Origin of the sequence: Clostridium sp. MT-14, from assembly GCF_042436595.1 — a bacterium.
Lineage (GTDB): Bacteria > Bacillota > Clostridia > Clostridiales > Clostridiaceae > Clostridium_B > Clostridium_B aromativorans.
This window is the reverse complement of record NZ_JBHMIY010000027.1, coordinates 1-16,155: the sequence shown is the minus strand read 5'-3', so window position 1 is coordinate 16,155 and position 16,155 is coordinate 1. Positions and strand designations below refer to the sequence as shown.

The 16,155-nt window shown below is 30.7% G+C and carries 17 protein-coding genes and 2 CRISPR repeat arrays (1 of these 19 only partly in view); of the genes, 3 read left to right on the top strand and 14 right to left on the bottom strand.

Going from position 1 to position 16,155, the window contains the following annotated elements:
- Positions 1–521: direct repeats of the CRISPR family, unit length 30 nt; unit sequence ATTTAAATACATCTCATGTTAAGGTTCAAC; it reaches 103 nt to the left of the window's first position.
- Positions 522–698: 177 nt separating this feature from the next.
- From cas2 to ACFHWD_RS15715, 14 genes are all read right to left on the bottom strand, one after another.
- Positions 699–983, bottom strand: coding sequence for a CRISPR-associated endonuclease Cas2 (gene cas2 / locus ACFHWD_RS15780; RefSeq protein ID WP_106010966.1), 285 nt, complete (start codon positions 981–983; stop codon positions 699–701).
- A 19-nt stretch (positions 984–1,002) separates the two neighbouring features.
- Positions 1,003–2,007, bottom strand: a complete 1,005-nt coding sequence (cas1b, locus tag ACFHWD_RS15775) for a type I-B CRISPR-associated endonuclease Cas1b (RefSeq protein WP_179978575.1) — start codon at positions 2,005–2,007, stop codon at positions 1,003–1,005.
- A gap of 26 nt (positions 2,008–2,033) precedes the next feature.
- Positions 2,034–2,528 carry a CRISPR-associated protein Cas4 gene (gene cas4 / locus ACFHWD_RS15770; protein ID WP_179978576.1) on the bottom strand — a complete coding sequence of 165 codons (495 nt, stop codon included), beginning with the start codon at positions 2,526–2,528 and terminating at the stop codon, positions 2,034–2,036.
- Between the two features lie 32 nt (positions 2,529–2,560).
- Positions 2,561–4,810 (bottom strand): CRISPR-associated helicase/endonuclease Cas3, encoded by a 2,250-nt coding sequence (locus ACFHWD_RS15765; RefSeq protein WP_106010969.1) that lies wholly within the window; start codon positions 4,808–4,810, stop codon positions 2,561–2,563.
- 16 nt (positions 4,811–4,826) lie between these two features.
- Positions 4,827–5,534, bottom strand: coding sequence for a CRISPR-associated protein Cas5 (cas5, locus tag ACFHWD_RS15760; RefSeq protein ID WP_106010970.1), 708 nt, complete (start codon positions 5,532–5,534; stop codon positions 4,827–4,829).
- Between the two features lies 1 nt (position 5,535).
- The gene (cas7i, locus tag ACFHWD_RS15755; protein ID WP_106010971.1) at positions 5,536–6,465 is read right to left on the bottom strand and encodes a type I-B CRISPR-associated protein Cas7/Cst2/DevR; all 930 of its coding nucleotides are present in this window, start codon (positions 6,463–6,465) and stop codon (positions 5,536–5,538) included.
- Position 6,466: 1 nt separating this feature from the next.
- Complete coding sequence (locus ACFHWD_RS15750; protein ID WP_179978577.1) at positions 6,467–8,203, bottom strand: hypothetical protein; 1,737 nt, start codon at positions 8,201–8,203, stop codon at positions 6,467–6,469.
- Positions 8,204–8,212: 9 nt separating this feature from the next.
- Positions 8,213–8,911 carry a CRISPR-associated endoribonuclease Cas6 gene (locus ACFHWD_RS15745; protein WP_179978578.1) on the bottom strand — a complete coding sequence of 233 codons (699 nt, stop codon included), beginning with the start codon at positions 8,909–8,911 and terminating at the stop codon, positions 8,213–8,215.
- 138 nt (positions 8,912–9,049) lie between these two features.
- Entirely contained in the window at positions 9,050–9,286 is a 237-nt protein-coding gene (locus ACFHWD_RS15740) for an Rrf2 family transcriptional regulator (protein WP_179978579.1), read from the bottom strand.
- A gap of 248 nt (positions 9,287–9,534) precedes the next feature.
- Positions 9,535–9,942 carry a nucleotidyltransferase substrate binding protein gene (locus ACFHWD_RS15735; RefSeq protein ID WP_179978580.1) on the bottom strand — a complete coding sequence of 136 codons (408 nt, stop codon included), beginning with the start codon at positions 9,940–9,942 and terminating at the stop codon, positions 9,535–9,537.
- Entirely contained in the window at positions 9,929–10,228 is a 300-nt protein-coding gene (locus ACFHWD_RS15730) for a nucleotidyltransferase domain-containing protein (RefSeq protein WP_179978581.1), read from the bottom strand. Before ACFHWD_RS15730 ends, ACFHWD_RS15735 begins: the two co-directional genes overlap by 14 nt.
- A 122-nt stretch (positions 10,229–10,350) precedes the next feature.
- A complete protein-coding gene (gene modD / locus ACFHWD_RS15725) occupies positions 10,351–11,193 on the bottom strand; it encodes a ModD protein (protein ID WP_179978582.1) in 843 nt (280 codons plus the stop codon).
- Positions 11,194–11,212: 19 nt separating this feature from the next.
- On the bottom strand, positions 11,213–12,124 hold the full coding sequence (locus ACFHWD_RS15720) for an ATP-binding protein (protein ID WP_378062660.1): 912 nt from the start codon (positions 12,122–12,124) through the stop codon (positions 11,213–11,215).
- Positions 12,125–12,193: 69 nt separating this feature from the next.
- On the bottom strand, positions 12,194–12,523 hold the full coding sequence (locus tag ACFHWD_RS15715; RefSeq protein WP_378062659.1) for a helix-turn-helix domain-containing protein: 330 nt from the start codon (positions 12,521–12,523) through the stop codon (positions 12,194–12,196).
- Positions 12,524–13,256: 733 nt separating this feature from the next.
- Here ACFHWD_RS15715 and ACFHWD_RS15710 point away from each other — a divergent pair.
- The 3 genes from ACFHWD_RS15710 to ACFHWD_RS15700 are packed head-to-tail and all read left to right on the top strand — an operon-like array spanning position 13,257 to position 14,150.
- Complete coding sequence (locus ACFHWD_RS15710; protein ID WP_150357931.1) at positions 13,257–13,442, top strand: type II toxin-antitoxin system HicA family toxin; 186 nt, start codon at positions 13,257–13,259, stop codon at positions 13,440–13,442.
- A gap of 56 nt (positions 13,443–13,498) precedes the next feature.
- Complete coding sequence (locus ACFHWD_RS15705) at positions 13,499–13,894, top strand: type II toxin-antitoxin system HicB family antitoxin (protein ID WP_150357930.1); 396 nt, start codon at positions 13,499–13,501, stop codon at positions 13,892–13,894.
- A 49-nt stretch (positions 13,895–13,943) separates the two neighbouring features.
- Positions 13,944–14,150, top strand: a complete 207-nt coding sequence (locus tag ACFHWD_RS15700; RefSeq protein ID WP_150357944.1) for a tyrosine-type recombinase/integrase — start codon at positions 13,944–13,946, stop codon at positions 14,148–14,150.
- Between the two features lie 97 nt (positions 14,151–14,247).
- Positions 14,248–16,140: a CRISPR direct-repeat array (repeat unit 30 nt; unit sequence GTTTCAATTCCTCATAGGTAATCTAAAATC).
- Positions 16,141–16,155 lie beyond the last annotated feature (15 nt).

The following is a 16,155-nucleotide window of genomic DNA, read 5'->3' as shown; positions in this document are numbered from 1 at the left end:
TAAACTTTCCAAAAAATATAAAAGATGTTAAATTTAAATACATCTCATGTTAAGGTTCAACTCGCAAAGTTCTTCTCAAACATCTCTAAAGCTTGATTTAAATACATCTCATGTTAAGGTTCAACCCTGCCTACAACAAGCAGGGCATACACTGTAACTTTATTTAAATACATCTCATGTTAAGGTTCAACTAAGGATCTTACAGAAGAACAAGTTGGAGATATTGTATTTAAATACATCTCATGTTAAGGTTCAACATGGTAAATGGTATATAAAGGAGGATGAAGAATAGAATTTAAATACATCTCATGTTAAGGTTCAACTTGTTACAGGCTTTATGAATGGATTGATTCTCAATTATTTAAATACATCTCATGTTAAGGTTCAACAACCATAAAAGGGGACATGTTATACTTTTGTTAAATATTTAAATACATCTCATGTTAAGGTTCAACAATTTTATCTCCGTACATTGCACATTTATATTTACTATTTAAATACATCTCATGTTAAGGTTCAACTAATGTAAAACAGCCATTCTTTATTTTATTATAGGACTTAAAGTCGCATAAATAAAGCATTTTCTTCAAAGTTTTCCAGACGTTTTTACTTTTTTCAAGAATAGATAAAAAAAGTGCCTCAATTCACTTCAATTCAAGACATTAAAACACTTTTAAAACTTAATTTGGTTGGAAAAATCAGAGTATTAGATTTTCAGTGTTATTTACATTTACTCCTAAAGTTTCTTCATCAAAACAGCTGTCATTTATAAGTTTTATTATTGTTACAAAATCTGTTCCCTCCACGATTTTGTTCAATTCACTTTTCAATTTTATCAATTTCGAAGGAGTTATAGCTCCCCTGAAAACAGAATTTTGATGGTGATGAAAATATTTCTTACATATTTTAAATATCTTGTTCACCCTTTTTTCATTTACATCATAAAATACAAAGGCGTAATTGAAATTAAAATTTTTCGCCATAAAGCACTGCCCCCAATTCTTACATCATATTCTTTAAGCTGAAAGGTCTGAAATCCTCACCTTCCACCAAATATTTTATAAGCTTGTATCCATCCAATCTTATAGCCGTCTTGTAGCTTATCTTTCTCTTGAGTTTTTTATGATCAAAAACACTTTCAAATCTCTGTTCAATAGCTTGTACAAATATCTTCTTTCCTTCTTCGTTTAAAAGACAGTAATTATACTTTTTATCAAAATGCCTGCCCACCTGAATCTGTTTTGTATTTACAAGTTCAAAAATTGTCTTGTAAACTATAGCCGGTTTGAAAACTTCAGACAAATCAAGGCTTAAAGAAAATCTACCTTCGGAAGGCTCATGCAGATAGCTTATGGTCTGATTCAAATGGGTATTGTAAATCTGAGATACGGTCTTTGAATATAAGATGGAATTTCCAAAGGATATAAGCGCATTTATAGGGTTATCCGGCGGCCTTTTCACTCTTTTATTGAGTATAAAATCCTTAGGAAGAATATATTTGAAATTCTCATAAAATCTCTGCCATATTTCACCTTCAATTCTCAATATCTGTTTTATGCCGAGATTATCATCTTCCATATATTCGGGAACCCTTTCTCTCATCCATTCAACGGTATCATACACTTCCTTTTTATCATGTCTGTAGTAATGATAAAGCACTTCACATATATTGTCAGCTATTCCCTGTACAAAAGTTTTTGCTATTTTGTTTCTGTTATTTAAAAATGCTTCTACTTGTTTTATGGTAACTTTGCCGCTTACCAGGGTTTCTTTAGGATAAAAGCTGCCACTGTAGTATCCATAATAATTGAAAAAGTGAATTACTATCCCTGCCTTTGCAGCAAAATCAAAGAACTTACTGTTTACCGTGATTTCATTCATGCAGTATATTTCCCTTGTGGATTCTATAGGCAAATAAAAATTTCCTTTTTCATTATGAAATAAAACAGAATTATCTTTTCTCTTGAGTTCACCCATACTCATCAAATACTTAGTGCCGCTGGCCATGAAATTTCACCCTCCTACAATCTATTCTAAATATAACAGTATTCATAATAGGCACACTTCCTGCATCCTTTTACTTTTTTAACTTTAGGAGGCATGTCCTCTTCAAACAATTTTTCCATATTTGAATTCAGCCCTTTTAGCTTCATTTCATTTTCCTCTGTAAGGCTTACATATATTATCTTCTTGTCCTGCTTGTTTTTCTCCTGAAATTCAATTTTTCCCTCTCTATGAATTCCCTTACTTTTCAACAAGCTGAGATAGAACAACACCTGCCACTTCACCGCTTCTATATCTGCATCAGATTTTTTTATCTCTACCAGATAATCTTTTGTGATTTTATCTATTTTCACATTGTCTATGGATATTTCTGCATTCTTTTTTCCTTCGGATTTTAATTCATGAATTATCTTTCCTATGTGAACATCCTCACTATTGTCCTCCATGTTGATCCTGCTTCCATGAAGCCAGCACTGCCTCTTGCAGTGAAAATAATAATTTATGAGCGTACCGTTTATTTTCATGCTGAATCACCCCGTAATTATATAAACAAATTTTAATCATCCCCAACAAACAAATCTAATTTACCATTTAGTGGAATTTTAACTCCAACATCATAGTCATATGAAAAATTAAGAATACGATAATAAGTTTTTTCAAATTCTGGGTCAATTAAATGTCCCAGTCCCAGTTTTGGATCAGCAAAATAAGCCGGCAGTGAAACTGTGTAATCATACTTAAGATTGCCCTCATCGTAATCTTTCTGTAAAATAAAATCTTCCTTAGGAAATTCAATATCTCTTATATCATAAACATCCTGACTCTGCTCTATGCCATGGAGCTTTTCTATAACTTTATCAATCATATTATATCCATCTCTAAACTTACTTTGAATCTCATCTTCAATTTTTTTATCACTGTATAATTTATCATACACAATATTCAGCCATTCATTATATTTTGCCAATGTAAACAGACCTTCTTCTATAGTTTCATATGTTAATTCAAGTACTTTATAATAATAGGGTTTTTCATTTATATTTTTGAATATAAATATTTCACCCAATTTATCAGGATTCTTTCTTCTATTCACCCTGCCAAACCTTTGAATCAAAGAATCTATAGGTGCATTATCTGTATACATAACATCAAAATCTATATCAAGAGATATTTCAACAACCTGAGTAGCTACTAAAATAAAATGCTCCTTATTGTCCAATTTATTACATATTTGACTTTCCTTCGTTACTCTATCCATTTTTTTAAATTGAGAATTATATAAAACTATATTTCCTATTTTCTTTTTTAGGCTCAAAAATGTTTCTATTGAATCTCTTATATTATTTCTTACTATTAAAATATTTTTCCCTTTATTATATTTATCAATAATATCATTTAAATTATTATCCAAGGAATCATCTATTTTGTGTATATAATTTGCTTTTTGAGAAAATAGTTTTGAATCAGTAACAACTGGCATTTTATCTATACCTATTAATTTTTTTGTTTTATCAGGTATGGACGCACTCATAATACAGACGGGTACTTTGTAATACTGACAAATTTCTAAAAATCTTTTTATAAATCCCATCATTTTAAAGTCATAAGAATGAACTTCATCTATTATCACTACTGATTTCATAAAATTCAACATAGCAATATTATATCTGCCTGTATTCAGAAAATATTTAAACAAACTATCTATTGTGGACACTGTAAAATTCTTATTAAACGTTTTGCTGAATAAAATATTACTTTCACATTCATCGTCAATTTCTCCATGCTCTTCTTCATATTGCTTTTCTAGAAACATTTTAGATGCTCCATGCACAAGGCCGGTATTATCATTAGAAAATACCTCTGCAGCTCTTTCATAAAGCTTATTCGAAGTAGTTTGAGTGGGCAATGTATATATAATCTTGCCATTTCTGCCTTTTAAATTCTTTATACCCCATAAAAATGAACCTTCAGTTTTCCCTTCTCCTGTCGGAATTTCAACTAGTACACTTCCTTTAAAATTTGAAAGTTCATCTTGAAAATTTTTAGGCCTGAATTCTGGAATGTCTATTGATTTTGCCAATCTTTTACATAGCTCACTTTTATCTATTAAATTATCGAATTCTATTTTGGGCATAGTTTCATTGAATTTGGCAGAAGCTATCCAATCCGCCAGGTTCAATATGCCTAAAACATAGGAATATACCAATCTCAATTTTTTATAATTTATTTCCCCTACATCTTCTTCCGTTCCTTCTACACACCTATATATACATCTAATCCTACTTCCCATTTTCTTTAGAGGAATTTCTTCATATTCAAAAGTATAGCTGCACTTTCTGTTCATATATTTTTCATAAGCATTTTTATATCCATAAAAAAATTCTTTCGCACAATCAAGAAACTCAAATTTAAGTTCCTTACTATTGCCTGCACTTTTAAATTTACTGTTCTGATTAAAAATACTATGGTGTGTCATTACACAAAGCATAAGTAAATTTATGCCATACAAATTAAAACTTTTTATCTTAGCCATTAAATCAGCTGAATAAAATGAATGGTAACTTTTAGTCTCATGTTCTATAGTTTCCTTAAACTGATAGGTAGCTTTACCTACATCATGAAAATATGCACAAAAGAAGATCAGATCTTCAATTTTATTTTTTTCCCATCCAATTTCGCAGCAAACTTTTCCCAGTTCATTGTTATTTATTAGTTTTAGTGCTTCTTTTATAACAGCAGAAGTATGCTCATTTAAATTCTGTGTAGCACCATCTTTTCTCTTTTTAGCCACAACAAAATCAACCATTATACATCAAATCCAATCAATAAAAAATTAATTTGTTATTTTCACATATATAGCTTTTAACACCTTTTATTTCAACATAACAGTTCAAAAATTCTATCTGTTTACATAAATCTGTGCCAGTTCTCTCGGATCTTTTACTCTTATTTTCTTTAATTTCATACTTTAAAGGAACTACATTAGCTGTTGGTATCTCCATCATATTTGAAAAATCATCTACTTTAGCCTGGTATTCATACCCTCTGTCCATAAAAACAGAATTAACAATTTCAGTACTGTTTTCATCAAAATCCAAATCATAGGCCACATCATATATTTTCACAATTTCATCATCAAGACCAAGAGATGGAATTGATTTAGGATACAACAGAGAATCATATATTTCTTCACTCAATTCTTTATCATCAGTCATAAAATATATGGTATATTTGGCATTAAAAAGCCTATCTCTTCTTATAATGCTCCTGCCATGATTCTTATTCCCAAAAGTTTTATATGTCCAAAGATCCTTTGCCTTCCCCTTTATAGAATCTATCACAACAGAAACCTTTATCTTATTCTGATTTAAAATATTATAAAAAAAATTTTCCGATTTTCCCATTATATTGGTTATCATTCCAATTACAGTAGTTTTAGGTGGTGCAAGAAAAGTTTTGTGGTAAGTTCTAAAGAAGGGTATTCTAAACGAATTAAATACTCCTTCTACTTTAAATCTTACAATATGCATTTTATTCAGCTCCTGTTTTTAAGAAATTGAATGCTTCTGTTATACTCCCTATTTCTATATTTTCTTCTTCAACATATTTTTTAATTTCATCTTCATTTTTAAAAATATTTTTTGAAATTCCCATTCTCACCCCATCTAAAACAGCTTTATTATCTATTATTTCTTCAACAATACTTTTAATGTCCAACTCATTTTTATCATTTATATGTATACTATTCAACAGAAATGGGTTACCCGTTTTCTGCTTTGTCAAAACTGCAAATTTAGGTGAAATATCCTCTAAATTTCTTGCCTGCTTAGCACCTCCGTTAAAAAATCTTACAGCATCTATAAGTTTATTTATTCTAATATTCTTTTCTTCCTCAGTAAGCATGGGAGTTACCTCATAAGTATATTCATTTATATCATTGCCCACCCTATCTACGTCAATAATTATATTTCCACGCATATAATTTAGGGTATCTATTTCTATTTGAACAATATTTCCTTTTTTCGCACTTCCTTCTTCAACTAATTGTTTCCTTGTCAAATAATCATATTCTCCTTTATATGGATGAATTGACATCATAGGTGAAACTTTAACCGGGGACCATCTTCTCCCACTATTGGGAAACATATAACCAAACAAATCCAAGTCACAAAAGTTCTCATACATCAATTTTTTATTTTTAAATTTTTTACCTTCAATTATTTTATCCTTCAGTTCAAGGAAATTTGGCTCACCATTTTCATCAACTGCAGATATTCTCTCACCTAACTGCATAAGAGTATCTTTTAAATATCTTCTCTGTGCCTGACCTGATATATAGGCATATTCCTTTCCTTCGTTATCAGTAATTTTCTTAATGGGAGTTATATTTCCTCCCATACTCTCGCTGCCATTTAATGATGCCAAATTAACTTTTGAAATATATGAAATATTATAAAACATTCTATTTTCCTCCCTTTGATTTTTGTAATTCTTTAGCACTATTTATAGATTTATATTTACTGATAGCATATATAGCTATGTAATCTCTTATTACCTCCCAATCTCCATTTTCTACTTCATCACTTTCCAGCAAATCAAATAATTCTTCTAAATTATTATTAATTTGTTTAGTGTATTTACCAACTTCTTCATTTCTCAAAATAACAAACTCCAGATCCTTAAAATAAGAAATCATCTGATTTTTATTTTTAATATTCCTAAGCCTAAATAATAGATTTTTACCATCTTTATTAACACTATTTAAATTAGAAGCATAAATTCCTATGCCATCACCAATTCTTTTTGATATCTCATGTAATTTCATAACGTGTTCACCTCTTCCTATCTCTTTCAAATATATACTTTCAAAGCAATATAGTGCTGAACCTAAACCTCTTTTATTATTAATAAATGTTTTAAAAGAAACATCATAATAAACTTTTCTTAAATCGGCAAATTTTAAAATATTTCTGGAAAATCTTTCGATATTCAAATTTATCTTTTCCTGAGTATTTTTAGATAAATTTATTGAAGTAATAAGATCAGAAAGGTACTTGAATAATGTAGTTTCCAAATACTTTTCATCCATAAGACTATTTAGAAATCTAATCATCCTATAAGATCGGCAGTACTCATCAAGACTTGATTTCATATCTCCATCTTGTGTATACGATACAAAACTAGCTTTTTTCAAATTATTGAATATCTCTTTTTTCCGTCTCGTAACTTCATCTTCATCCAAATCTTTATAATCTTCATCAAGATGATATATACATGATGTAATATACATTAAAAATTTCAACTGAAACTCAGCAATACTGCTTGATATATAAAAATTCGTATTATCTATATCATCATAAGAAAGCTGCTTAATAAAGTTCACATTAGTTAAAAGTTCCTTTATATTTTTCTTCTTATCTGATATTCTAATTTTATCCTCATTTATAGGTATCTTTGTCTTTAAATCCTGAAGTGCCAACAAATCTGTTGAATTGTAATAGATAAAATAATTAAAATTGTAATATCTCTTTACCTTCACACCAAACCAGTAAACAAGTGCATCCCATTTATCTATGGTTTTATCCTTTTTCGAAAGCATATCTTTGAAGCAATATCCGCCGTCCTCAAACTGATGTATCTTTGAATCAAATTTAAGCCTGTCACCTTTTACACAATAATCAATATAGCTTTGGACAGTTTCATCTTGTGTCATAAATACTGGAATAGTGCACTTGTTCTCCTTTTTAAAGCTATTTCCACTTTTAAAAAATTTGGTATGAGATTTAACTGTTGATTTACTAAATCCATTTTTTTCTGCAAATTCAATATATTCATCAAAAAACTTTTCCGTACTTATTCCTATTTCACTTGGAGTTATATACTTGTATAAATATTTAACATCATTAGGAGATGTCTTTCCTTTAATATCGTATTTTTTTTCATACATAAAACGTTTATCATCTTTATTCCAATAAAGTCTGTCATTTTTAGTTTTAAATACTATTTTATTTTTATCTATAAATTTTTTAAATATATCATTGAAATATTTTTGTTCTTGATTTTCAGGAATTCCAATTATTAAACTATTTCGATACAATTTACAATTTAAATCTTTAAAATATTTATCTAAAAACATTTTTAAATTAATCAATCCATTATTGCAAAAGACATCTCTTTTAACAAATTTTTTAGTATTCAAATTTTATATTCACCTCCAATCTGCTTCACAATATCCAGCTCCCAGTATTGAATTTTTCTCCGCTAATCCTGCTCCTAACGTCACAAACGCCAATTTTTGAGACTTTTCATCTTCATTTACTTTAATTAAATATTTATTTCCCAACAAGTGTATGCCCTTATACTTATAAGACATTGGTTTTCTATTTAATATCTTTAATTTTTCAATAAAATAATCCTCTGTTTCTCCAATATCCATATTAAAAAATCTTTTATACTTCTTTGCGGCATTTTCATGAATACGCCTAACTAACAAAAGTAAATCATCTTTCTTAATCCAGGGTTTATTATCTTCAGTTGTTACTATTGCCGGATTTATAGTTCTAATAAACTTAATTTTCCTTTGTTTCACTGTTTTTATATTCAAAGTAATGACTTTAATAGTATCACTTTCATAATCCTTTAGACATTTATTTATATGATTTAAAAATTTTTCATCAAAAGTTCTCAATTCAAATATATATAACCTCCCCTCTTTATATATTCCATCTTTTTCTACAGGAGTAAAATTTCCAAATACATATTTATAGGTTTTTTCCTTATGGTATTTCATCAAATATTCACTTTTTAACATAGCAGAACTTATATTTTTGCCTATAATTTCACTGCTGTCTGTAAATTTCATATTTTTCTTCAAAAGAACTATTACCTTAATATCATAATATTCCAAGATCATCCCTCTTTTTCAGTAAGTTAAACGTCTTTATTTTCTAAATATAACAATATATTATTGTATTCTACATATTTATTTCAATTCCTGCATATAATACGCAACATTTGTTTATACATTATATAATAATCAATGTCTTCATTTACTGTATAATAATTTGCAGATACTGTTTACAGAATATTCTTTATTCAGCATATATCCACCATTTCTCCCCCTACATGATTGTATATAAATTCCTGCTCCTATAAGTTCATTTATATACCACCTTACAACACTTTCAGGTACTTCTATTTTTTCTGATATTTCCTTAGTTTTATGTATATTCTCATCAAGTAGAAAATCCAATATTTTAAAAGATAGAACTATTTTGGACATGGTCATTCCCCTTTTCACTACTTATCTTACTGATATTAATTTTATTATAACATTAATTGTAATAATATATTACCACAATTAATTTATTTTTTATATTTTTACATTACATGTTAAGGTTAATGTTAAATTAAGTAGTTCATACACAACTTAACTTACATTTAAATACAATTCTTGTTAAGGTTTAAGTTGAAGAGCATCAGATACTGTCTCCGTTTAGAAGATTTAAATACAATATTTTTGTTATGGTTCTATTTCGTGTACTTTCGCATTCTTTCAACTATTTTATCTTTAAGCTCATTCAAAGCATTTACATATTTGTCTTTTATATTTCCACTGATTTCTACGGCATTACTTTCACTATACATATGTGATGTAAGATTTCTGTCCTTAAGCATATTTATCCATAATTTTTCATCTTTAATTAATCCTGCCGAAAATGCTTCTCTCAATACAGATTTGGGAGAATTCAACCCTATTAGTCCTTCATCTTCAAAAACCTCTTTCAAAGTTTTCCATGCCAACTCAAATGTAAGCTCAAACCTCTGGATTAATCCATCCCTTAAAAGTTCATTTTTCCCATCGTATTGCAGCAGTCCTTCCTCCAATTTGTGCAATGCCTTAATAAAGTTATTTAATTTATTATCATAGGGCTTCATATATTACAACACCATCTCTTCCAATGTTCTCTATCAATTTCTTGTCCGTATTGCTGTTGACAAATATAATATCCAATTTTAACAATGTATCCATGTCATCCAGTTCAAAATACATTTTTCCCTCATTCTGAAAATTTTCATCACAATATACAGCTAAATCTATATCACTGGTTTTTTTATTATCACCTCTGGCCCTTGAACCAAATAGGACAATTTTATTAACTTTATACTTCATGCCAATTTTTGAAATTGCTCTTATTATATTCACATCCAAATTAATCACCATGCAAATACACTCCTGTTAGTTTTCTTTACTATAAATTATTACATACTAAAAAAGTTGTCCATTTTACTGATATTTATTCAATAATATCATATCTATCTGCAATATATTTTTTTCGCAATCTACTAAATAGGCACTATCCTGCACCCAATGTCTATAGGTCCTGCATAATACATTGAACTGGTCACAATGGCATCAACTCCGGTTTTTGCATATTCCACAATATTACTTTCATTAATTCCTCCAGCAGCCAAAATTGTAATATAAGGGTCGATGTCTCTAAGAATATGTACATGTGACTTTAGTTCATTCCAGGAAATTTTATCAAATTGAATACCATCGATGCCATTTTTGCAAAGTTGAACAGCCTGATTTAAATTTTCCACCTCTGCTATTATCTTTTTCTCACAGGCCCTGGCCTTAACATTTTTTAATATTTTAATTAGTCCTTCAACACCGCCTAAAAAATTCAAGTGCTGCTTAAAAATCAATATGGTTTCTGACAATCCCAGTCTATGTGGAAATCCGCCTCCTGCAATAACCGCCTTTACAGACAATTCCTTTGTCCCAGGAATAATCTTTCTTGTAGCAGTAACCTGTACATTGGGATTTACACGGGAAACCTTCTCCACTAATTTTTTTGTTTTTGTAGCAATACCTGAACTATACTCAAGAATATTTTGAGAAACTTTCCACGCCATATGTAAATCTTCAGAGTTCCCCTCACCTTCAAGAAAAATTTGATCTTTCTCTATTATACTGCCTGAACTACAGGTTTTGGTTACATCTATATTTAACCTATTCAATATTTTTACAACTTCTTCCATACCACAAGCAACAGCACTTTCTCTTGAGAAAAATTGTATTCTACCCCTCTGACCGTTAATTCCTAAAGCTAAAGTTGTCAAATCAATATAAGGAACATCTTCTTTTATAAACCTATCAATAAGTTCTTCTGAAATATACATTCATAAAATCTCCCCTTATTTACAATTCATTTTTATATATGCTAAGAATAAATTCTTCTCCTGACTCCTGCAAAAGCGGTTCTTTTGCACCTTTATCCTTCATTGTTTTAATTATCATGGGAATTCCTCTGCCCAATTGATCTATATATCTCATATTTTCCATATATTTTACTAAAAATGGGTTTCGGGCATAAGATACCCCTATCTTCATTTTTTCAATGGTAACAGTATTAGGCAGTTTTCCCGGGCTATGAAACTCAATACGATCATCAAACATAAAAATTCTTATCTTGGAGCCTAAAATGCTGTAATTTCTATGTACAAGAGCATTTACAATAGCTTCTCGAAGTACCAGTACGGGATATTCTTCTCTTTCTTGCCTTCTCAACTGATTAATAGTTGAAGGATTCTTCATATTGTTTTTTAATATAACCAACATCTGCTCTGCTATATCCTGCAACCTGCCGCAAACAATCTTTTTGTCTATAAGCTCATCTGTTATTTCATCTCCACGGAAATGTGCAAAGCTAATGCCATTTTGAGGCATAATATTATCTGCATTCTTTCCAAATATCAGCAAGCCACCTACAGAACACATAGCTTTCCCCTCTACTTCTTTCAATATATCTGCATTGATCAATATTCTCTCTAAACTTTTTTTGTCTTCTTCATATAAATCAAAAGTATTATACTTTAAAAAATAATCTCTTACTATGTCCAAATTTAAATCTTTTACAGAAGTATCATAAACTGGTGATATATCAAAATGAATACTTCCATTAGCTTCAAACAATCGCATTAGTTCCTCTCTTGATGCTATTCGTTTTGTAGTTCCCACTCTTATATAATATTTATGATCAACTGTATAATAAGGCTTATTTAATCCTTTAGGAATATTAACTACTGATATCCTTAATCCATCTAATTCCACACTCTCATCAAGTGATTCTTAGGTTCAGATGGAGTTTGCTTATAAGGAATACTTTTCTCCACCTGAACCTTAGCAAAACTTATCCAGGCGCGTAGCAGTGCTTATCCCCCACTTTAAGAAGTTGGGAGTATTAGCAATGGTAGCGTTCGGATAAACAGGAATTATATTAGGTATGCAATTATTTCTGCACACATTCATAATTTTCTCTTCTATGTTTTTATCAGTTATTCCCTTTATTTTACCGTCATCAGATACACCTATTAATATTGTCCCGCCTTCACTATTAGCAAAAGCTACAATTTCTTCCGCCAATTCTTTCGCCTTTATGCCTTCCTCTTTAAATTCTATATATGAATTTTCTCCATTTTCAATTATATTTAACAATTCAACTCTATTCATGACAAAATCCATCCTTACTCAAAACATATTTTAGACATTAGCTATGAATTAATTATATCATATTTATTTTTACATTTATTCATAATATTAGAAATAGCATGATTTATTATACATCTCATGTTAATGTTCAGCCAATGTAAAACAGTCATTTTTATTCGTAATTTGTTAATTATTTTCATGGTAATTTGGTCAAACTTTCTCTTAATTTTAAACATTCCTCACAGGTAATCTAAAATGGTATTATATTGCTAATACTCGCCTATACAATTAGGTTTCAATTCCTTATAGGTAATCTAAAATCATAGTATAATACATATTATAGTTGTAAGCAAGGCAGAGTTTCAATTCCTCATAAATAGAAATGAGGTGTATATAATATGTGGCACATTCTATAAATGGGGCAAATGTATGATTTTCAACCCCGGTTTGTCGGTAATGTGTGCCAATAAAATATAACTGGGGGTGGTGTTTGTCCCCGATTTGTCCCCAACCATATAAAATAGACATAATTCGGAGGAGATGCAGAGATGTGTCTCCTCTTTTAGTTTAAATACATCTCATGTTGAGGTTCAACTTTGGTCAAGTAAGAACCTTAACCTTATTTAAAAACAACATTTGTTGCAGTTCATGAATTTATTATAGCATATTTTTAAAAATATTTTAAAGAATCTTCTAAAAACTATTGGCACGCTCTGCAACGTGCGTTATAATATAATTGTAGGGAGGGAAGGAAATGAATGCAAGGGAGGTAATAAAAATTCTAAAGGCGGATGGATGGATTGAGAAAAACAAAAAAGGTTCGCATAGACATTTCATTCACCCGACAAAGAAAGGAAAAGTTCAAGTACCATACCATGGACATAAGGATTTGAAAGAAACAACATTGAAGTCAATATTCAAGCAGGCGGGGCTAAAATAAAGCCCTCACCACTTGAAGATTCAAATAAATAGTAAATCAATAAGGAAGTGAATAACATGGATAAATATATGTTCCCGGCAGTGTTTCAACCTTGTGAAGAAGGTGGATATTCTATATACTTCCCGGACTTGCCTGGCTGTATTAGCGAGGGCGACACCCTGGAGGAGGCTCTTGCAATGGCGAAGGACGGCTTAGAATTGTTTCTCTGGAATATGGAGGATGACAAGGAGGAAATACCAGAGCCAACGCCGCCGGAGAAAATAAAAATTGAAGATGGAAATTTTGTTGTTCCTATAATTGCAGATATGAAGCTTGCGAGGGCTCAGATGAACAACAAAACTGTAAACACCAACGTGACAATGCCGCAGTGGCTAAAGTATAAAGCTGAGGAAAATAAAATTAATTTTTCCCAGTTACTACAGGAAGCAATAAAGCAGAAGCTAAACATCTAATGTATTCCCTGCCCTACTCTGGGTGGGGAATTTTTTTTAAAAGAATAAGATACGCCACGTAAAACTCCATGGCCTGCGTCATACAAGTGCTACGTATCTCCTGGAACATGGTGCCACCGTAAAATCTATCCAGGAAAGACTTGGACACTCAACCGAAAAAGTTACAGAAGACACGTATCTGCGTGTTACGAAGAAAATGGAAAACAAAGTTGTTCAGGAATTCGACCAGTTCAAGGACATATTTGAAGGTAAATAATTTTGTCCCCAATTTGTCACCAGCCGGGCATATGCAAGATTCCGACATGCCCACAATGCAAGTAATATCAACACTTCTAGAAAAAAGTATTTTTGATATTACTACTCCTCATAGGTAATCTAAAATCCTGCGTTTTTATAAGGGTATCTCCTAGCTTTTTCTGGTTTCAATTCCTCATAGGTAATCTAAAATCCAATACAAGAAGTAGCAGCAGCATTAAAATATAGCTAGTTTCAATTCCTCATAGGTAATCTAAAATCAACTACAAGAAATGAAATTAGCTGAGAAAAAATCTACGTTTCAATTCCTCATAGGTAATCTAAAATCTATACTGCAAAACACGGAAAAGACCCAGATGAAATGAGTTTCAATTCCTCATAGGTAATCTAAAATCATTGGTAGTCTGTTTTTACTCCGCCTAGAGTTTCAGGTTTCAATTCCTCATAGGTAATCTAAAATCAGATTTTTCTATATCGTCAAGATGCCTTTGACATGCGTTTCAATTCCTCATAGGTAATCTAAAATCTCAAAAGCATATGTAGATGGAAAAATAATTGGTAGTTTCAATTCCTCATAGGTAATCTAAAATCAGAGCAATTATAAAAAACTTATGGAGGCATACGAGGTGTTTCAATTCCTCATAGGTAATCTAAAATCAGTTTGGTTTAGAAATGAAATATCTCCTTTCCGAAATGTTTCAATTCCTCATAGGTAATCTAAAATCGTGCTGTGTATTCTCATTCATGGGTCCAAAGGTTCTAGTTTCAATTCCTCATAGGTAATCTAAAATCATTTAAAGTCTTCGTGATTTTCTACCCATACATTATAGTTTCAATTCCTCATAGGTAATCTAAAATCGTTGTCAAAATTCTTTCATTGTTGTATGTTGCTGGTATGTTTCAATTCCTCATAGGTAATCTAAAATCAATTAAGCATACCCGCGTATTTAACCAGGGTAGGGCGTTTCAATTCCTCATAGGTAATCTAAAATCAAGTTTGGGAGTTCAACGCAGAATCTAGGCAAGACTAGTTTCAATTCCTCATAGGTAATCTAAAATCTGTAAATGATACAAGAATACCTGCAGGGCAAATTGGTTTCAATTCCTCATAGGTAATCTAAAATCGATAAATTAGAGGAAATATTTCTTGAAGGAGTTTGGAGTTTCAATTCCTCATAGGTAATCTAAAATCGAACCATCTACGCTAGCACTTCCTGTTACATCTCCCGTGTTTCAATTCCTCATAGGTAATCTAAAATCTGGCCTAGCGCCGTAGACATATTATTTACAGTTGAGTTTCAATTCCTCATAGGTAATCTAAAATCAAATACGTTGTAGCTTTCTATATGGGTGCATGGAGATGTTTCAATTCCTCATAGGTAATCTAAAATCTTATCAGTGAACGTCCCCATTACATTTATACGTAGTTTCAATTCCTCATAGGTAATCTAAAATCCTTAGGTATAAGTTGACTAGCAATACTGCCAATATCTTGTTTCAATTCCTCATAGGTAATCTAAAATCTGTTCTGTAAGTATTCATAGTAGAATGATAGCCCCGTGGTTTCAATTCCTCATAGGTAATCTAAAATCCAAAACCAGTATCAGCCATATAATCACCTCTATTCAAGTTTCAATTCCTCATAGGTAATCTAAAATCCGTCCAACTGTCGTGACCTGCAATTCCGTCCCCCCCAAGTTTCAATTCCTCATAGGTAATCTAAAATCAGAAAGCTTACCCTGTAGAGTGCTTACTTGGCTTTGTTTCAATTCCTCATAGGTAATCTAAAATCGGCATTATATCTTCCTCCTTGCATCTGTTATCTTTTGTTTCAATTCCTCATAGGTAATCTAAAATCTTTATATGTATCTGCCATAGCATAGCCGGAATTCATAGTTTCAATTCCTCATAGGTAATCTAAAATCATTATTTCAGGAATATGTTATGCCCCGTCTTACCAGGTTTCAATTCCTCATAGGTAATCTAAAATCGTCTACAGCCTGACT